The 13,855-nt window shown below is 70.1% G+C and carries 16 protein-coding genes; 2 read left to right on the top strand and 14 right to left on the bottom strand.

Annotation, left to right across the window (positions count from 1 at the left end; all coding sequences use genetic code 11):
• Positions 1-25: 25 nt before the first annotated feature.
• Positions 26-1,459, top strand: a complete 1,434-nt coding sequence (locus tag AU196_RS05255) for a gamma-aminobutyraldehyde dehydrogenase (RefSeq protein WP_059094035.1) — start codon at positions 26-28, stop codon at positions 1,457-1,459.
• 70 nt (positions 1,460-1,529) lie between these two features.
• Here the strand turns inward: AU196_RS05255 and AU196_RS05250 are convergent, their stop codons facing one another.
• From AU196_RS05250 to AU196_RS26010, 7 genes are all read right to left on the bottom strand, one after another.
• The gene (locus AU196_RS05250) at positions 1,530-2,297 is read right to left on the bottom strand and encodes a hypothetical protein (protein ID WP_059094034.1); all 768 of its coding nucleotides are present in this window, start codon (positions 2,295-2,297) and stop codon (positions 1,530-1,532) included.
• A gap of 59 nt (positions 2,298-2,356) precedes the next feature.
• Complete coding sequence (locus AU196_RS05245; RefSeq protein WP_059094033.1) at positions 2,357-2,995, bottom strand: hypothetical protein; 639 nt, start codon at positions 2,993-2,995, stop codon at positions 2,357-2,359.
• A gap of 13 nt (positions 2,996-3,008) precedes the next feature.
• A complete protein-coding gene (gene ruvB, locus AU196_RS05240) occupies positions 3,009-4,082 on the bottom strand; it encodes a Holliday junction branch migration DNA helicase RuvB (RefSeq protein ID WP_059094032.1) in 1,074 nt (357 codons plus the stop codon).
• Entirely contained in the window at positions 4,083-4,676 is a 594-nt protein-coding gene (gene ruvA / locus AU196_RS05235; RefSeq protein WP_059094031.1) for a Holliday junction branch migration protein RuvA, read from the bottom strand.
• The gene (ruvC, locus tag AU196_RS05230) at positions 4,673-5,227 is read right to left on the bottom strand and encodes a crossover junction endodeoxyribonuclease RuvC (RefSeq protein WP_157546041.1); all 555 of its coding nucleotides are present in this window, start codon (positions 5,225-5,227) and stop codon (positions 4,673-4,675) included. Before ruvC ends, ruvA begins: the two co-directional genes overlap by 4 nt.
• A 76-nt stretch (positions 5,228-5,303) precedes the next feature.
• Complete coding sequence (locus AU196_RS26015; protein WP_231737371.1) at positions 5,304-5,654, bottom strand: hypothetical protein; 351 nt, start codon at positions 5,652-5,654, stop codon at positions 5,304-5,306.
• Between the two features lie 2 nt (positions 5,655-5,656).
• Positions 5,657-5,962, bottom strand: a complete 306-nt coding sequence (locus AU196_RS26010; RefSeq protein WP_231737368.1) for a hypothetical protein — start codon at positions 5,960-5,962, stop codon at positions 5,657-5,659.
• 127 nt (positions 5,963-6,089) lie between these two features.
• Here AU196_RS26010 and AU196_RS05220 point away from each other — a divergent pair, with 127 nt between their 5' ends.
• Positions 6,090-7,280, top strand: a complete 1,191-nt coding sequence (locus AU196_RS05220; RefSeq protein ID WP_059094148.1) for a mechanosensitive ion channel family protein — start codon at positions 6,090-6,092, stop codon at positions 7,278-7,280.
• A 3-nt stretch (positions 7,281-7,283) separates the two neighbouring features.
• Here AU196_RS05220 and fmdA read toward each other — a convergent pair whose 3' ends face one another.
• From fmdA to AU196_RS05185, 7 genes are all read right to left on the bottom strand, one after another.
• Positions 7,284-8,537 carry a formamidase gene (gene fmdA / locus AU196_RS05215; protein ID WP_059094030.1) on the bottom strand — a complete coding sequence of 418 codons (1,254 nt, stop codon included), beginning with the start codon at positions 8,535-8,537 and terminating at the stop codon, positions 7,284-7,286.
• An 11-nt stretch (positions 8,538-8,548) separates the two neighbouring features.
• On the bottom strand, positions 8,549-8,773 hold the full coding sequence (locus AU196_RS05210) for a hypothetical protein (protein ID WP_059094147.1): 225 nt from the start codon (positions 8,771-8,773) through the stop codon (positions 8,549-8,551).
• Between the two features lie 190 nt (positions 8,774-8,963).
• Positions 8,964-10,199, bottom strand: coding sequence for a PucR family transcriptional regulator (locus AU196_RS05205; protein WP_059094029.1), 1,236 nt, complete (start codon positions 10,197-10,199; stop codon positions 8,964-8,966).
• Positions 10,200-10,244: 45 nt separating this feature from the next.
• Complete coding sequence (locus tag AU196_RS05200) at positions 10,245-11,294, bottom strand: Rieske 2Fe-2S domain-containing protein (RefSeq protein ID WP_059094028.1); 1,050 nt, start codon at positions 11,292-11,294, stop codon at positions 10,245-10,247.
• Positions 11,295-11,306: 12 nt separating this feature from the next.
• Positions 11,307-12,194, bottom strand: coding sequence for a polysaccharide deacetylase family protein (locus AU196_RS05195; protein WP_059094027.1), 888 nt, complete (start codon positions 12,192-12,194; stop codon positions 11,307-11,309).
• Positions 12,194-13,162: an agmatinase gene (gene speB, locus AU196_RS05190; RefSeq protein WP_059094026.1), complete on the bottom strand. Its 969-nt coding sequence runs from the start codon at positions 13,160-13,162 to the stop codon at positions 12,194-12,196. The genes AU196_RS05195 and speB overlap by 1 nt, the downstream gene beginning before the upstream one ends.
• 13 nt (positions 13,163-13,175) lie before the next feature.
• The gene (locus AU196_RS05185; RefSeq protein ID WP_059094025.1) at positions 13,176-13,853 is read right to left on the bottom strand and encodes an SDR family NAD(P)-dependent oxidoreductase; all 678 of its coding nucleotides are present in this window, start codon (positions 13,851-13,853) and stop codon (positions 13,176-13,178) included.
• Positions 13,854-13,855: the final 2 nt, after the last annotated feature.

Here is a 13,855-nt window from a genome sequence, read left to right as displayed (position 1 = left end):
ACCTCTGACAGACAAGGAGCACTGCATGACCACGGTCAAGAACTTCATCGACGGCCACCTGGTCGACTCCGTCTCCGGCGCCACGATGCCACTGGTGGATCCGTCGACCGGCGAGGAATACGGCACCGCACCGGTGTCCAACGAACAGGACATCGACAACGCCTACGCCGCGGCGTCGAAGGCGTTCAAGGACTGGAAGCGGACCACGCCGGCGCAGCGGCAGAAGGCGCTGCTCGACTTCGCCGACGAGGTCGAGAAGAACGCGGACGATCTCGTCGCCGCCGAGGGCCGCAACACCGGTAAGCCCAACCACGTCACCATGGCCGAGGAGATCCCGCCCATGGTCGACCAGATCCGGTTCTTCGCCGGCGCGGCGCGCGTCCTGGAAGGCAAGTCCGCGGGCGAGTACATGGAGAACCACACCTCGTGGATCCGCCGCGAACCCGTCGGTGTCGTCGGACAGGTGGCGCCGTGGAACTACCCGATGATGATGGCGATCTGGAAGATCTGCCCGGCGATCGCGGCGGGCAACACCGTCGTCATCAAACCCAGTGACACCACCCCGGTGACCACCGTGATGCTGGCCGAACTGGCGGCCAGGCACCTCCCGCCCGGGGTCCTCAACGTCGTCACCGGCGACCGCGTGACCGGCGCCAACCTGGTCGCCCACCCGACGCCGGAGATGGTGGCGATCACCGGGTCGGTGGCCGCGGGCCGGGCTGTCGCGGTCAGCGCCGGCGGCCACCTCAAGCGCACCCACCTCGAACTCGGCGGCAAGGCTCCGGTGATCGTGTTCGATGACGCCGACATCGCCTCGGCCGCCGAGGGCATCGCGACGGCGGGCTATTTCAACGCCGGACAGGACTGCACGGCGGCCACCCGGGTGCTCGCACCGGCGCGGATCGCCTCCGACCTCACCGACGCGCTGGCCGAGCAGGCGAAGGCCGCGACGACGACGTTCGGCAAGCCGGCCGACGACGAGGACGCCTGGGTTCCGCCGGTGAACAACGTCAACCAGCTCGACCGAGTGCTGGGCTTCTTCGACGACGTGCCCTCGCACGCGAACGTCGCAGTCGGCGGAAACCGCCAGGGCGACAAGGGCTTCTACATCGAACCCACGGTGGTGGGCGGCCTGCGCCAGGACGACCGGATGATCCAGCAGGAGATCTTCGGCCCGGTCATCACCGTGCAGAGCTTCTCCGACGAGGACGAGGCGATCGCCTGGGCCAACGGCGTCGAGTACGGGCTGGCCTCGTCGGTGTGGACGAAGGACGTGTCACGGGCACTGCGGGTGTCGGCGGCGCTGGACTTCGGATGCGTGTGGATCAACACGCACATTCCGCTGGTCGCCGAGATGCCGCATGGCGGCTTCAAGTCGTCGGGACACGGTAAGGACCTGTCGATGTACGGCCTCGAGGACTACACCCGCGTCAAGCACGTGATGGCCTACATCGGCTGAAGGCAGCAGAGATCCCGGTCGTCACCCCTCGGGTCTCCCGACGACCGGGATCTCTCATCGACCGATCAGGTCAGTGGTGTGCCATCGGCCGGTTCCGCCCGCCCCGGATCCGGTCGAGCAGTCCGCGCTTGCGCTGACCGGCAACGGGTGCGGCCATCGGCTGCGGCCCGGTCTGTGCCACCGGCTGCGGCCCGGTCGGCGTCACCGGACCGGTCTGCGTCACCGGCTGCGGACCCGTGTGCGTCACCGGAGCGGCGGCCACCGGTTGGGATCCGGTATGCGTCGCCGTGGCGTGGTCACGGTCGGTCAGGGCGCGGTCGTGGTCGGCGACGGGACGCTGCGCGTACTCGACGTCCCGGACGCTGCGGACCGACAGCCGTCCGAGCGCGAGCGCACCGAGGAAGACGATCAGGGCACCGAGCCCGTAGAAGTAGGTGAGTTCCAGCCACACCCGCTTGGTGTCGGTTCCGGCCACCGGAGTGCCGGCGCTGCCGAGACCGAGCGGCCCGGCCAGCGCCCGCCCGATGACGAACCACGCGCCGGCGGCGACGGCGAGCCACGCACCGAGCGACGCGGTCGCGCGGTTGCGCGACGTCAACATGAGCAGACCGCCCACCACGGTCACGGCGCCGGGCAGCACTTCCAGCCACCCTCTGGCGTTCGTCCACGTCCACGGCTGATCCGGGGTGAACGCGAAATCGAAGTTCGGCCCGACGAACGGAATGAGCGCACCCCACAGGCCGAGCAGGATGAGCAGGAATCCGCTGGTGGCGCCGCGGCTACGGGGAATCCTCATGCGGCCGCCGCGCGGCTTGTCCGGACGCTCGGATCCGATCATTGTTGCCTCCTCTGTCGTGCGCACCGGATACCCGACGGCGGCCCGGCGTAATCCAGGAGTCAGGCCACCACGCTCTCGACGCGGACGACCGGTGGGATGGCGAGCATCAGCAGACCGGTCAGGCCGATCCAGGCGACCATGCTGTAGGCGCCCGGCAGCCCGACCCAGGTGTGCAGCAGCGGCAGTACCCCGAACACGGCGAGCCCCGCCGACCACCTGGGCAGGACGCCGGTGCGCCACACGACATACGCTGTCGCGGAAATCAGTGCGGCCGAACCGATGTGGCTGTAGTGGTAGAGCCACACCGCCAGCGTCAGGAACGGCGGCGCATAGTCGATCGACGTGACGTCCGACGCCTGTGCGATCGCCGCCGGAACCGCCACCTCGGCCGCCAGCCCGGCGGCGGTCAGCGCGAGGAACATCCCGCCGCCGACGACCGCCGTGTAGACCGCGCCGGTCGGGCCGGCCGCCGAGCGCAGCAGGGACAGCAGCACCCCGAGGAACGCCAGACCGAACAGCAGGTGCAGTAGCGGCACGGTGCCGTTGGCGGTGGTGAACGATGCCGCGTCGGCGAAGTACGCGTTCGCCTCGTCGAGGGTCCGGGGCCGCTCCGGCGAGGCCGCGAGGTAGGCGGGGATCGCAGCGCCCGCGCTGATCAGACCGCACACGCCGCCGATCCGGATGGTGCCGCTGCCCATGTCTGATCCCCTCTCAGTCGAACAGTCCGGCCTGGCCCAGTCCGGTGACGCCGGCGGGCGGGGTCAGGCCGAGGTGCGTCCAGGCCGACGCGGTGGCGACGCGGCCGCGCGGGGTGCGGGCGATCATCCCCGCGCGCACCAGGAACGGCTCGCACACCTCCTCAACGGTGGTGGCCTCCTCCCCGACCGCGACCGCCAGCGTCGAGACACCGACCGGTCCGCCACCGAAGCTGCGGGTCAGCGCCGAGAGCACCGCGCGGTCGAGCCGGTCGAGACCGAGTTCGTCGACGTCGTAGACCTCGAGTGCCGCCTTGGCGATATCGCGGGTGATGACACCGTCGGCGCGCACCTCGGCGTAGTCGCGCACCCGGCGCAGCAGCCGGTTGGCAATGCGGGGCGTGCCCCGCGAGCGCCGGGCGATCTCCGCGCCGGCCTCACCGCCGAGGTGGATGCCGAGGATGCCCGCCGACCGGGCGAGCACCCGTTCGAGTTCGGCCGGCTCGTAGAAGTCCATGTGCGCGGTGAAGCCGAACCGGTCGCGCAGCGGGCCGGTCAGCGCACCCGACCGGGTGGTCGCGCCCACCAGGGTGAACGGGGCGACCTCGAGCGGAATCGACGTGGCGCCAGGGCCTTTGCCGACGACGACGTCGACCCGGAAATCCTCCATCGCGAGGTAGAGCATCTCCTCGGCGGGCCGGGCGATCCGGTGGATCTCGTCGATGAACAGCACGTCGCCCTCGACGAGATTCGACAGCATCGCCGCCAGGTCCCCGGCGCGTTCGAGCGCCGGACCCGAGGTCACCCGCAACGAGGACGAGAGTTCGGCCGCGATGATCATCGCCAGCGACGTCTTGCCCAGCCCCGGCGGTCCGGACAGCAGGATGTGATCGGGTGTGCCGCCGCGGTTCTTCGCGCCCTCGAGCACCAGCTGCAGCTGTTCGCGCACGCGCGGCTGGCCGATGAACTCCCCCAGCGACCGGGGCCGCAGGCTCGCGTCGATGTCGCCCTCGCCGACGGTCAGTGCGGCTGAGACGTCACGCTCGTCGGGTTCGGGGCCTTCCGCGCCGGTGTCGTCGAAGCGGCCCATCTACTTCTTCCCCAGCATCGACAACGCCGCCCGCAGCGCGCTCGACGTGGTCGCGTCCGGATCGTCGGCGAGCACCTTGTCGCACGCCTCCTCGGCCTGTTTGGCCGGGAACCCGAGCCCGACGAGGGCTTCGACGACGGGGCCGCGCACGGCGTGGCCGCCGACCGCGCTCGCCACCGCGCCCGTGCCCGTCACCGCGCCGATCTTGTCGCGCAGTTCCAACACCATCCGCTCGGCGCCGCGCTTGCCGATGCCGGGCACGCGGGTCAGCGCGGTGATGTCGCCGTCGGCCAGCGCCTGCCGCAGGGTCGGGGCGTCGTAGACCGCCAGCGTCGCCAGGGCGATCTTCGGACCCACACCGGACACCCCCAGCAGCGTGCCGAACAGGTCGCGGGACTCGCCGTCGGCGAACCCGTACAGCGTCATCGAGTCCTCGCGCACGATCATCGCGGTGACGAGGCGCGACTCCGCGCCGCGGGGCAGCGTGGCCAGCGTCGACGGGGTGGCCATGACCTTGTAGCCGACACCGGCGGCCTCGATCACCGCGTGGTCGAGCGCGATGTCGATGACCTCACCGCGCACCGAGGCGATCATCTCGCCGCCCTGAGCTTGGCCTGATACGTGCGGCGCTGTTCGGCGGCGAGCTTCTCCGCAGCGGCCATCCGGGCGATCATGGGGGCGCGCCAGCAGTGGCAGATCGCCAGCGCCAGCGCGTCGGCGGCGTCAGCCGGTGTCGGTTTGGCCTGCAGCGCAAGGATTCTCGTCACCATCTCGGTCACCTGGGCTTTGTCGGCGCGGCCGTTGCCCGTGACCGCGGCCTTGACCTCGCTGGGCGTGTGGAAGTGCACGTCGATGTCGCGTCTGGCGGCGGCCAGTGCGATCACCCCACCGGCCTGCGCCGTCCCCATCGCCGTGTTGGCGTTCTGGTTGGCGAACACCCGCTCGATCGCGATGACGTCGGGCCGGTGGGTGTCCATCCAGTGCTCGACGGCTTCGCTGATGATCAGCAGCCTGCGGTGCAGTTGCTCGTCGGAGGGCGTCCGCACCACGTCGACGTCGAGAGCGATGACCTGGCGCCCGCGTCCACTCTCGATGACCGAGAGCCCGCAACGCGTCAACCCGGGATCGACTCCCATCACCCGCACAGCACAGCCCCTTCGTGAGAACACGTGTTCGACAACACTAGCGGGCCGTGCGCGCCTGCCCCGGCAGACACACCGCTCAGGTGTACGGACGCAGGTCCTGGGGCGGGACGCCCGGCTCGGGCACCACACCGGCCACGCGGATGCCGTCGACGATCTCGGCGATCCGCCGCCCCGACGCGCGCCAGCCCTTGATCTTCTCCTCCGCCACGTCCTCGCCCTCGCGGGTGACCACGACCTTCCACGGCACCCCGCACAGCTTCCCCAGCGCCCAGAACGGCCACGCCAGCACCAACGGCAGCGCGATGACGAACATCAGCAGGCCGAACCAGTCGTTGCCCCAGTTGAGCATGTCCAGGCGGTCCAGTAGGGGCATCCAGCGCCGGCGCACGCGCCACCGCGCCCCGTTCGCATCCTCGAGTTCCGGCACGGTCAGATCACGAACCTGCCGGACCGGGCGCCCTGTGAGATCTCCCACGCCAGTTCCGCGATGCGCCCTTCGGAGCGCCGCCATCCGCGGACCAGTTCGCGGCTCGACTCCTCACCGTCACGTTCGACCACGATCGTCCACCGCCCGCCCAGCCACTTCGTCGACAGCCAGAACGGCCAGAGCACCACGAACGGCAGTGCCAGCAGCAGTCCGAACAGATCGAGGGTGAGATCGAACACGCCGGGGAACGGCCACCACTGCCGGTGCACCGACCACGCCGTTCCGTTCGGATCCGTGACCGCAGCCATGACGTCATCTTGTCCGATCTCGGTGGTTCCCGGCGTCATATGAGTGCGCGGTCATATGACGCGTCGCGCCCGTGCCGCTACCGTCGGGACGGTCCGTCGAACCCGAGCTGTGGAGCAGATGCGCCCGATGCCCGAAGAGACCGAACTCCAATCCGCCACCAATCTCGCCGTCACCCTCAGCTGGGTGGCCGGTGCCGTCGTCGCCGCCTACCTGCTGGGCATCGTGCTCACCTGGGTGTTGTCCCGCGTCGCGCGACGCAGCCACGTCGTCAAGGACATCGAGGTGTGCACGCGGCTGCCGATCCGGGCCATCCTGATGGTCGTGGCGGCGACGATCGCCGTGCAGCGCACCGCCGATGCCGCCACGGCCTGGCGCGGCTGGGTCGACCACACCCTGGTCATCGCGCTGATCGCGACGCTCACGTGGCTGGTGACCGGGCTGGTCAACGTCGCCGAGCGCCAGGTCATCGCACGCTTCGGGGGCGGTGACGCCGGGTTGACCGACGCCGACCGCCACCGCAGGAGGGTCCGCACCCAGGTGACGGTGCTGCGGCGACTGGCGGTCGCGATCGTCGTCGTCCTCGGGTCCGCCGCCATCCTCATGACGTTCCCGTCGTTCAGCGACATCGGCACCACGCTGTTCGCGTCGGCCGGTGTGCTGTCGGTGGTCGCCGGTCTGGCCGCGCAGACCTCGCTGGGGTCGGTGTTCGCCGGGCTGCAGATCGCGTTCTCCGACGCCATCCGCGTCGGCGACGTGGTGGTGCTCGAGGAGGAGTGGGGGCGGATCGAGGAGATCACCCTGACCTACGTGGTGGTCCGGGTCTGGGACGAACGCCGCCTGGTCCTGCCGTGCACCTACTTCACCACCACCCCGTTCCAGAACTGGACGCGCAGCGCCACCGAGATCATGGGCACCGTCGAATTGGACGTCGACTTCTCCGTGCCCTTCGACGACATGCGCGCCGAATTGGACCGGTTGCTGTCGCAGAGCGAGCAGTGGGACGGCCGCAGCGGCGTCCTGCAGGTCACCGACGCGGTCGGCGGGTTCGTGCGGGTGCGGGTCCTGGTCAGCGCCCCCGACGCGAGCGCGCTGTGGGATCTGCAGTGCGCGGTGCGCGAGGGGCTGGTCGACTGGATCCGGCGCACCCACGGCACCGCGCCGAGGTACCGGCTGGAGACCAGCCGGCCCGCGCCGCGGCGCGACGACACCACCGGTGGCGAGACCCGCCGGGTGGGCTCGGCGGTGTTCTCCGGCAGCCCGGAGGCCGACGCCCGCGCCCGCGACTTCGCCGAGTCCAACGGGCACGGCCGCGACTGACCGTCAGAACGACGAGTGCGGGGCCCCGATCCCCGGGTCGATCCTCACCGGCCCCGCCGCCGACGGCGCCACCGGGAAGTCGAAGATGGCTGTCGGGATGTACACCGTCGCACAGGCATTCGGGATGTCGACGACACCGGACAGCCGGCCCTCGATCGGTGCGGCGCCCAACAGCAGGTAGGCCTGCTCCGGGCTGTAACCGAACTTGGTGAGGTAGTCGATCGCGTGCAGGCAGGCCCGCTGGTAGGCCAGATGTGAGTCCAGGTACCGCTGTTCGCCGTCGAGGGTGACCGACGTGCCCGAGAACGCCAGCCACTCGGAATACTGCGGATCGGTGTTGCCGGGCATGAAGATCGCGTTCTCGCTGACGCCGTATGTCTCCATACCGCCGGGGATCACGTCGACGCGCAGATCGATGAACCCGCCCATCTCGATGGCGCCGCAGAAGGTGATCTCACCGTCGCCCTGGGAGAAGTGCAGGTCGCCGACCGACAGATTCGCACCGTCGACGAACACCGGGTAGAAGATGCGGCTGCCCTTGGTGAGGTTCTTGATGTCCTGATTGCCACCGTTCTCGCGCGGCGGTGCGGTGCGCGCGGCCTCGGCGGCGGCCTTGGTGAACGCCTCGCCGGTGAGGCTGCCGAGGATCGCGTCCTGCGGCTCCGGCGGCAGCGCCAGCGGCGGCACCCGGTCCGGATCGGTCGCGATCAGCGCGGCCTCGCGGGTGTTCCACGTCGCCAGCAGGTCGCGCGAGGGCGCGGTGCCCATCAGCCCGGGGTGGACGATCCCGGTGAACTCGACCCCGGGCACGTGCCGCGAGGTCGCCTTCTGGCCGGAGAAGTCCCAGATCGCCTTGTACGCGTCGGGAAACTGCTCGGTGAGGAATCCGCCGCCGTTGCGGGTGGCGAAGATGCCGGTGTAACCCCAGCCCTGCCCGGCCAACGGCCCGGAGTCCTCCTGCGGGATGGGGCCGACATCGAGGATGTCGACGATGAGCAGGTCACCGGGTTTGGCGCCTTCGACCGCGATCGGTCCGGACAGCGTGTGCACGGTGGTCAGCGGCGCGTTGAGGATGTCGTCGGCCGAATCGTCGTTGTGGATGGCACCGTCGAACCACTCCCGACAGTGCACCCTGAACGAGTCGCCCTTCTTCACGGTCACCGCAGCGGGGATGTCGGGATGCCAGCGGTTGTGGCCGACCTTCTCCTGGTCGGTGAACTTCTTCGTCGAGTCGAGCGGAAAGACGATGTCCGGCATGGGATCTCCTTCTACGGTCGTGGGAGTGTGCGGTGCAGCGGATTGGTGCTGACGGGGCGCCGCCGTGTCGCCGGTGGCGGGGCGCCGACGACCGCGGGACTGTCGGCGGTGGCCCGCGTGGCATCCTGCAGCGCCAGTGCGGCGCCGCCGGCGCCACCGAGGTGGGGGGTCGCCATCATGCGGCGGGCCGAACCGCCGCAGTCAGGGCAGGAGACCACATCCGGACGGCTGTGCATCGAGTGCATCTGCTGCGTGGTCCCGCACCCGGATTCGCAGCGAAAGACATAGAGAACCAAGACAATCCCTCACTGTGCTCGAAGCAGGCGAGGGCCACGTTACCGAGCGGACGGGCCGCCCGCGCGGCAGTTGGAGAACCCGACAGCGGACCCCTGTTCCCGGTGTGGTCACCTACAGGTCGGCACCGGTTCAGCTGCCGGACGGCGGCTGCCGTCGGCCGCGGGTCGGCGACCCGAAACTGTTGTGGGGACGCGGTTTCGCCGTGACCGGGGCGGTCCCGGCGCGCGAGCCGGCACCGTCGCTCATGCCCATGTTGTGCGCGGCCCACAGCGCGATGCGGAAGTTGATCCGGTCGGTCTCGTCGAGCGGGTTGGCCCCGGTGAGTTCGGCGATCTTGGCCAGGCGGTTCCGCAGGGTGTTGACGTGCACGTACAGCTCGTTCGCGGCGGCCGAGATGTCGTTGCCCGGCGCCAGGAACGCCTTCAGTGACGCCACGAGGTACGAGCTGCTGTGCTTGTCGTGGTCGACCAGCGGCACCAGCAGGCGGTGCACGAACGGGACCAGGCGCACCTTCGGGACCGCCGCCAGCAGACCGTCGAGGGTGGCGATCTCGTCGATGTGGACGGTCCGCCGCCACCGGATCGCCTCGTGCAGCGCCTCGAGCGCTTCCGGGATGGCGTAGGCCATCGATTGGGCGTCCGCGCCGATCGCGACCCCGCACACCAGTGCGGACGCCGCCAGCTCCGAGGCGAATTCCGCGGTCTGCGGGCAGAGCGCCACGATCCGGTCGTCCAGCAGCGCGACGGCGCCGCCGTGGCGGTCGACCAGGTCGTGGACCTCGGCGTGGACGTCGGAGGTGAAGGCGCACACGGAGACCGTCACACCGGACAGCCCGTGCCGGGCCAGGGCGGACTCGACCGGACCGACGCCGAGGGTGCCCGCGACGAACCACCGCAGGATCGCGCCGAGTTCGCGCTCACGCGCGTCGGCCTCGCGTTCGGCCGCGCGCCGGGATTCCGCCCAGTCGACGATCCGGCGGAACGGGACGGCCGCCCGCTGGACCAGCAGCGGCAGATCCTTGTCGCGGCACGCCTGCACCAGCGCGTCGGGCAACTCGTCCAGCACGTCACCCAGGCCGATGAGGAGGGCGGTCACACCCCGGTCGGTCAGCGTGGTGACGTAGCGGCGGATCGCGTCGGCCGACTGGCCCGCCACCGGCACACCGACGCTGAGGATCAATTCCTCACCGGACAGGTACGGCGAGGGGTCGGCCAACTCGGTCGGATAGACGTAGCGGATCTGCCGGTCGAGAGACCCGACCGGGGTCATCGAGTCGACGTGCAGATCGGGCTCCGCGAGCAGCTGCGCCAGACTCACGGTGCCGTCGTGCGGCGCTGCCACCGTCTCCGCTGCCTGGACCGTCATGGCTGCGCAGTCTAGGCGGCTGATCGTGTTCTCACAGGTCGAGTGTCAGCGTGCTCCCACCGCCTGGGCCACGGCCGGGGTCTCCACCAGCCCGCGGGCCCGCTGAATGGTCTGCACGGCGTGCTGTGTGGCGCGGCGGTAGTTGAGCGTGTAGATGTCCGCGGGAGCGGACACCTCGAACGCCTGCCCGGCCAGCGGAACCTCCTTGGGCTCGAGGCCGTTCAAGATCGGCGTGTCCTCGTCGAACACCTTCGTCTCGGTGGCCAGGATCTCGTCGACCGTGCCACCGCGGAAGTCGCGGTCGGTGGCCACCCCCCAGAAGATGATGCACTTGTCGTAGCTGACCGGAGACGGGAAGTCCACGAGGTAGCGCTTACCGGTCTCCGGACCGAAGTCGTAGAGGATGGTCGCGATCCCCGGGGCGTAGGAGTGGTAGTGCATCCAGGCGTCGCCGACGTCCGAGAAGTCCGAACCGGGCACCTGCCGGTAGAAGTAGGACGCCCACACCTCGCGGCCGTCGCGCCTGACTTCGAGGTCACCGACAACCGGATCGACGTCGCCCATCGAGGGTTCGTGGACGAACGGGAAGTGGGCCATGTCGCGGAAGTTCTCGGTCGCCGCCATGAACCCGCACTCGGCGTGGATCGGTTCGGCCGCAAGCCATTCGAGGTCCAGGCCGGCGATCTCCGGCGGGTCGGGCAGGTCGAACACCGGCTCGCCCAGACAGGTCCACACGTGCCCGAAGCGCTCGATGACGGGATAGGCGTTGATCGCGGCCTTCGGCGGGATCCGCCCCTCCGCGGGCAGCGACGGGATACGGGCGCACGCCCCGGACCGGCCGTCGAACTGCCAACCGTGGTACGGGCAGGCGATGGTGTCGCCCACCACTTTTCCGTCCGCCAGATTCGCCCCGCGGTGGATGCAGCGCCGGTCCGTGACGCGCGCCGCACCGGTCGAGTCGCGGAAGACCACCAGGTTCTCGTCGAGCAGCGTCGCGGACTGCGGGGTGGAGATGTCCTCGGACCTGGCGACGACGAACCAGACGTGCCGGTAGGCCTCGCGCAGCTTCTCGGGGGTCAGGGCTTCGCGGTTCACGGTCGGTTCTCCTTACGCTCTCGGGACGACCGGGGTCGGTTCCGGACGAGTGAGGGTGCGCGGGGCAAGCTGTTGGGCCCGCACGTGGGCGGCGATCTCGGACATGCCGGCCACCCAGACGTCGTCCATGGCGCGGACGTCGGCGATGAACGCGCGCAGGGCCGCGGCCCGGCCGGGACGCCCGGACAGGAACGGGTGGTTGGTCAGGATCCACGCGCCGCCGACGTCGCGCATCGCGTCGAGTTCGCAGCGCCACAGTTCGATCGCCTTGGCGGGCGTCTCGATCAACCCGGTCCCCGAGAAGTCGGGCACGAAGCAGTACTGCTGCCAGTCGTCGAGCGCCCAGCTGACCGGCAGCTCGACCAGCGAGGTGTCCCCGACCGCGAGCTCGTAGGGGTGGTCGGAGTCCATCAGCGTGGAGTCGTAAGTGAAACCGAACTCCGCCAACAGCTTCGGGGTGTGCCAGTTCATCTCCCACATCGGCGCGCGGTAACCGGACGGCCGCACACCGGCGACCTCGTCGAGCGCCTCGAGGCCACGCTGGAGGATCGCGCGCTCGGTGTTCTCGTCGACACCGACCAGCGACTCGTGCAGGTAGCCGTGGTGGGCGATCTCGTGGCCGGCCTTCGCGATGGACCGGATGGACTCCGGATGGCGGTGGGCGGTGTAACCGGGCACGAAGAACGTTCCGGGGACGTCGAACTCGTCGAGGATGTCGAGTAGGCGCGGTACCCCGACGAGTGGTCCGTACGCCTGATGCGACATGGCGCCCATGCGGTCGGCGAATGCCAGATCGGTTGTCAACAGCGGCGATTCGGCATCCACGTCGAAGGTGAACGCGACGGCGCAGCTCTTGCCGTCCGGCCACTGCACCGGGCCGGCGGGGAGGGGGGCGGTCATCATCGAGCCTTTCTTCCGAAGACGGACAGGAATTCCCACGTCACGTTCGCCGCGGCGATCGCGGTGATCTCGGCGTGGTCGTAGGCGGGTGAGACCTCGACGACGTCGACGCCGACCAGGTTCACGCTGTCCAGACCGCGCACCACCTCGAGCAGCTCACGGCTCGACATGCCGCCCGCTTCCGGCGTCCCGGTGCCGGGAGCGTGCGCGGGATCGAGCACGTCGATGTCGACCGAGACGTAGACCGGCGCGTCGCCGACGCGGGTGCGGATCTTGTCGATGATGCCGTCGGCCCCGAGCGTGTCGATGTCGCGGCAGGTGACGACGGAGAAGCCGAACTCGGCGTCGTCGACGAGATCCTGTTTGTCGTAGATGGACCCGCGGACCCCGACGTGGATGTTCCGGTCGAGCAGCAGGCCTTCCTCGAAGGCCCGCCGGAACGGTGAGCCGTGGGTGATGTCGGCCCCGTAGTAGCGGTCCCAGGTGTCGAGGTGGGCGTCGAAATGCACCAGCGCCATCGGCCCGTGGACGGCGTGGGCGGCACGGAGCGAGGGCAGCGCCACGGAGTGGTCACCGCCGAGGATCACCGCGCGCGTGCCGTTGCCGAGCAGGTCGGTCAGCTGGGCGGCGACCTGGTCGACCGCCTCGGCGATGTCGAACGGATTGCACGCCACGTCCCCCGCGTCGGCGAACTGGCACACCTCGAACGGTTTGACGTCCAGCTCGGGGTTGTAGCCGCGGATCAGCCGTGAGCCCTGCCGTATCGCGTTCGGGCCGAAGCGCGCTCCCGGCCGGTAGGTGACCGCGCTGTCGAACGGGACACCCACCACGACGACGTCGGCGTGCGCCACGTCCTCCAAACGGGGCAGGCGCGCGAACGTGGTCCAGCCCGCGTAGCGCGGCTGCACCTGGGGGTCGGCCGGACCGACGATCGCGCCGCGGACCGACGACGTGTTGTCGTTGTTCATCGAAATGCCTTTCCTAGACCCGATTCCGGGACAATCCACCGTCGAGGTTGACGATCTGGCCGACGGCCGCGCCGAGTCCGCGCCCGCAGAGCACGCCGATGACGCGAGCCGCCTGGTCGACCGTGCCGCAGCGCCCGAAGGGCGTTGCGTCACAGGAGACACCGGCTGCGGCATCGCAGATCGACCATTCGGATTCGACGGCGCCGACCGCGACGGCGTTGACCCCGATACCGAACGGGCCGAGGTCGCGGGTCAGTGTCTTCGTCAGCGCGACGATGCCGCCGGCGGCGGTCGCGACCGCGGACAGGGACGCGCCACCGATGTGCCAGCGGGAGGTGGTCAACACCATCCGCCCGCCGGTGCCGGCGTCGCGCATGTGCGCCGCGACGGCCTGGGCGTAGAGGAAGCTGCCGGTCAGCGTGTCGTCGACATGCCGCCAGAACGCGTCCATCGGCTGGTCGCCCAGCGGGGCGACGTAGGGCAGACCGTGCGCCACGACGAGGACGTCGATGCCGCCCATCGCGTCCGCGGCCTCCCCGACCGCCGAACGCACGGCGGTGCCGTCGGCGTGGTCGACGCTCGCCGTCGTCCCCGCGGTGGCGGCCCCGCGCTCGGTGAAGTACCTGCGCACCGCGGCGCCCAGCGCGGTGTCGACCCCGGTCACCAGGACCCGGGTGGTGTCGTCCCCCACGC

This window comes from Mycobacterium sp. IS-1742, assembly GCF_001500125.1.
Lineage (GTDB): Bacteria > Actinomycetota > Actinomycetes > Mycobacteriales > Mycobacteriaceae > Mycobacterium.
This window is presented reverse-complemented; position numbering and strand designations above follow the sequence as displayed.

What these genes read in the sequence shown, in the direction of transcription:
- AU196_RS05255 (WP_059094035.1), top strand. Translation starts at nt 26, where the DNA reads ATGACCACGGTCAAGAACTTCATCGACGGCCACCTGGTCGACTCCGTC.
- AU196_RS05250 (WP_059094034.1), bottom strand. Translation starts at nt 2,297, where the DNA reads ATGATCGGATCCGAGCGTCCGGACAAGCCGCGCGGCGGCCGCATGAGG.
- AU196_RS05245 (WP_059094033.1), bottom strand. Translation starts at nt 2,995, where the DNA reads ATGGGCAGCGGCACCATCCGGATCGGCGGCGTGTGCGGTCTGATCAGC.
- ruvB (WP_059094032.1), bottom strand. Translation starts at nt 4,082, where the DNA reads ATGGGCCGCTTCGACGACACCGGCGCGGAAGGCCCCGAACCCGACGAG.
- ruvA (WP_059094031.1), bottom strand. Translation starts at nt 4,676, where the DNA reads ATGATCGCCTCGGTGCGCGGTGAGGTCATCGACATCGCGCTCGACCAC.
- AU196_RS26010 (WP_231737368.1), bottom strand. Translation starts at nt 5,962, where the DNA reads ATGGCTGCGGTCACGGATCCGAACGGAACGGCGTGGTCGGTGCACCGG.
- AU196_RS05220 (WP_059094148.1), top strand. Translation starts at nt 6,090, where the DNA reads ATGCCCGAAGAGACCGAACTCCAATCCGCCACCAATCTCGCCGTCACC.
- fmdA (WP_059094030.1), bottom strand. Translation starts at nt 8,537, where the DNA reads ATGCCGGACATCGTCTTTCCGCTCGACTCGACGAAGAAGTTCACCGAC.
- AU196_RS05210 (WP_059094147.1), bottom strand. Translation starts at nt 8,773, where the DNA reads ATGCACAGCCGTCCGGATGTGGTCTCCTGCCCTGACTGCGGCGGTTCG.
- AU196_RS05205 (WP_059094029.1), bottom strand. Translation starts at nt 10,199, where the DNA reads ATGACGGTCCAGGCAGCGGAGACGGTGGCAGCGCCGCACGACGGCACC.
- AU196_RS05195 (WP_059094027.1), bottom strand. Translation starts at nt 12,194, where the DNA reads ATGACCGCCCCCCTCCCCGCCGGCCCGGTGCAGTGGCCGGACGGCAAG.
- speB (WP_059094026.1), bottom strand. Translation starts at nt 13,162, where the DNA reads ATGAACAACGACAACACGTCGTCGGTCCGCGGCGCGATCGTCGGTCCG.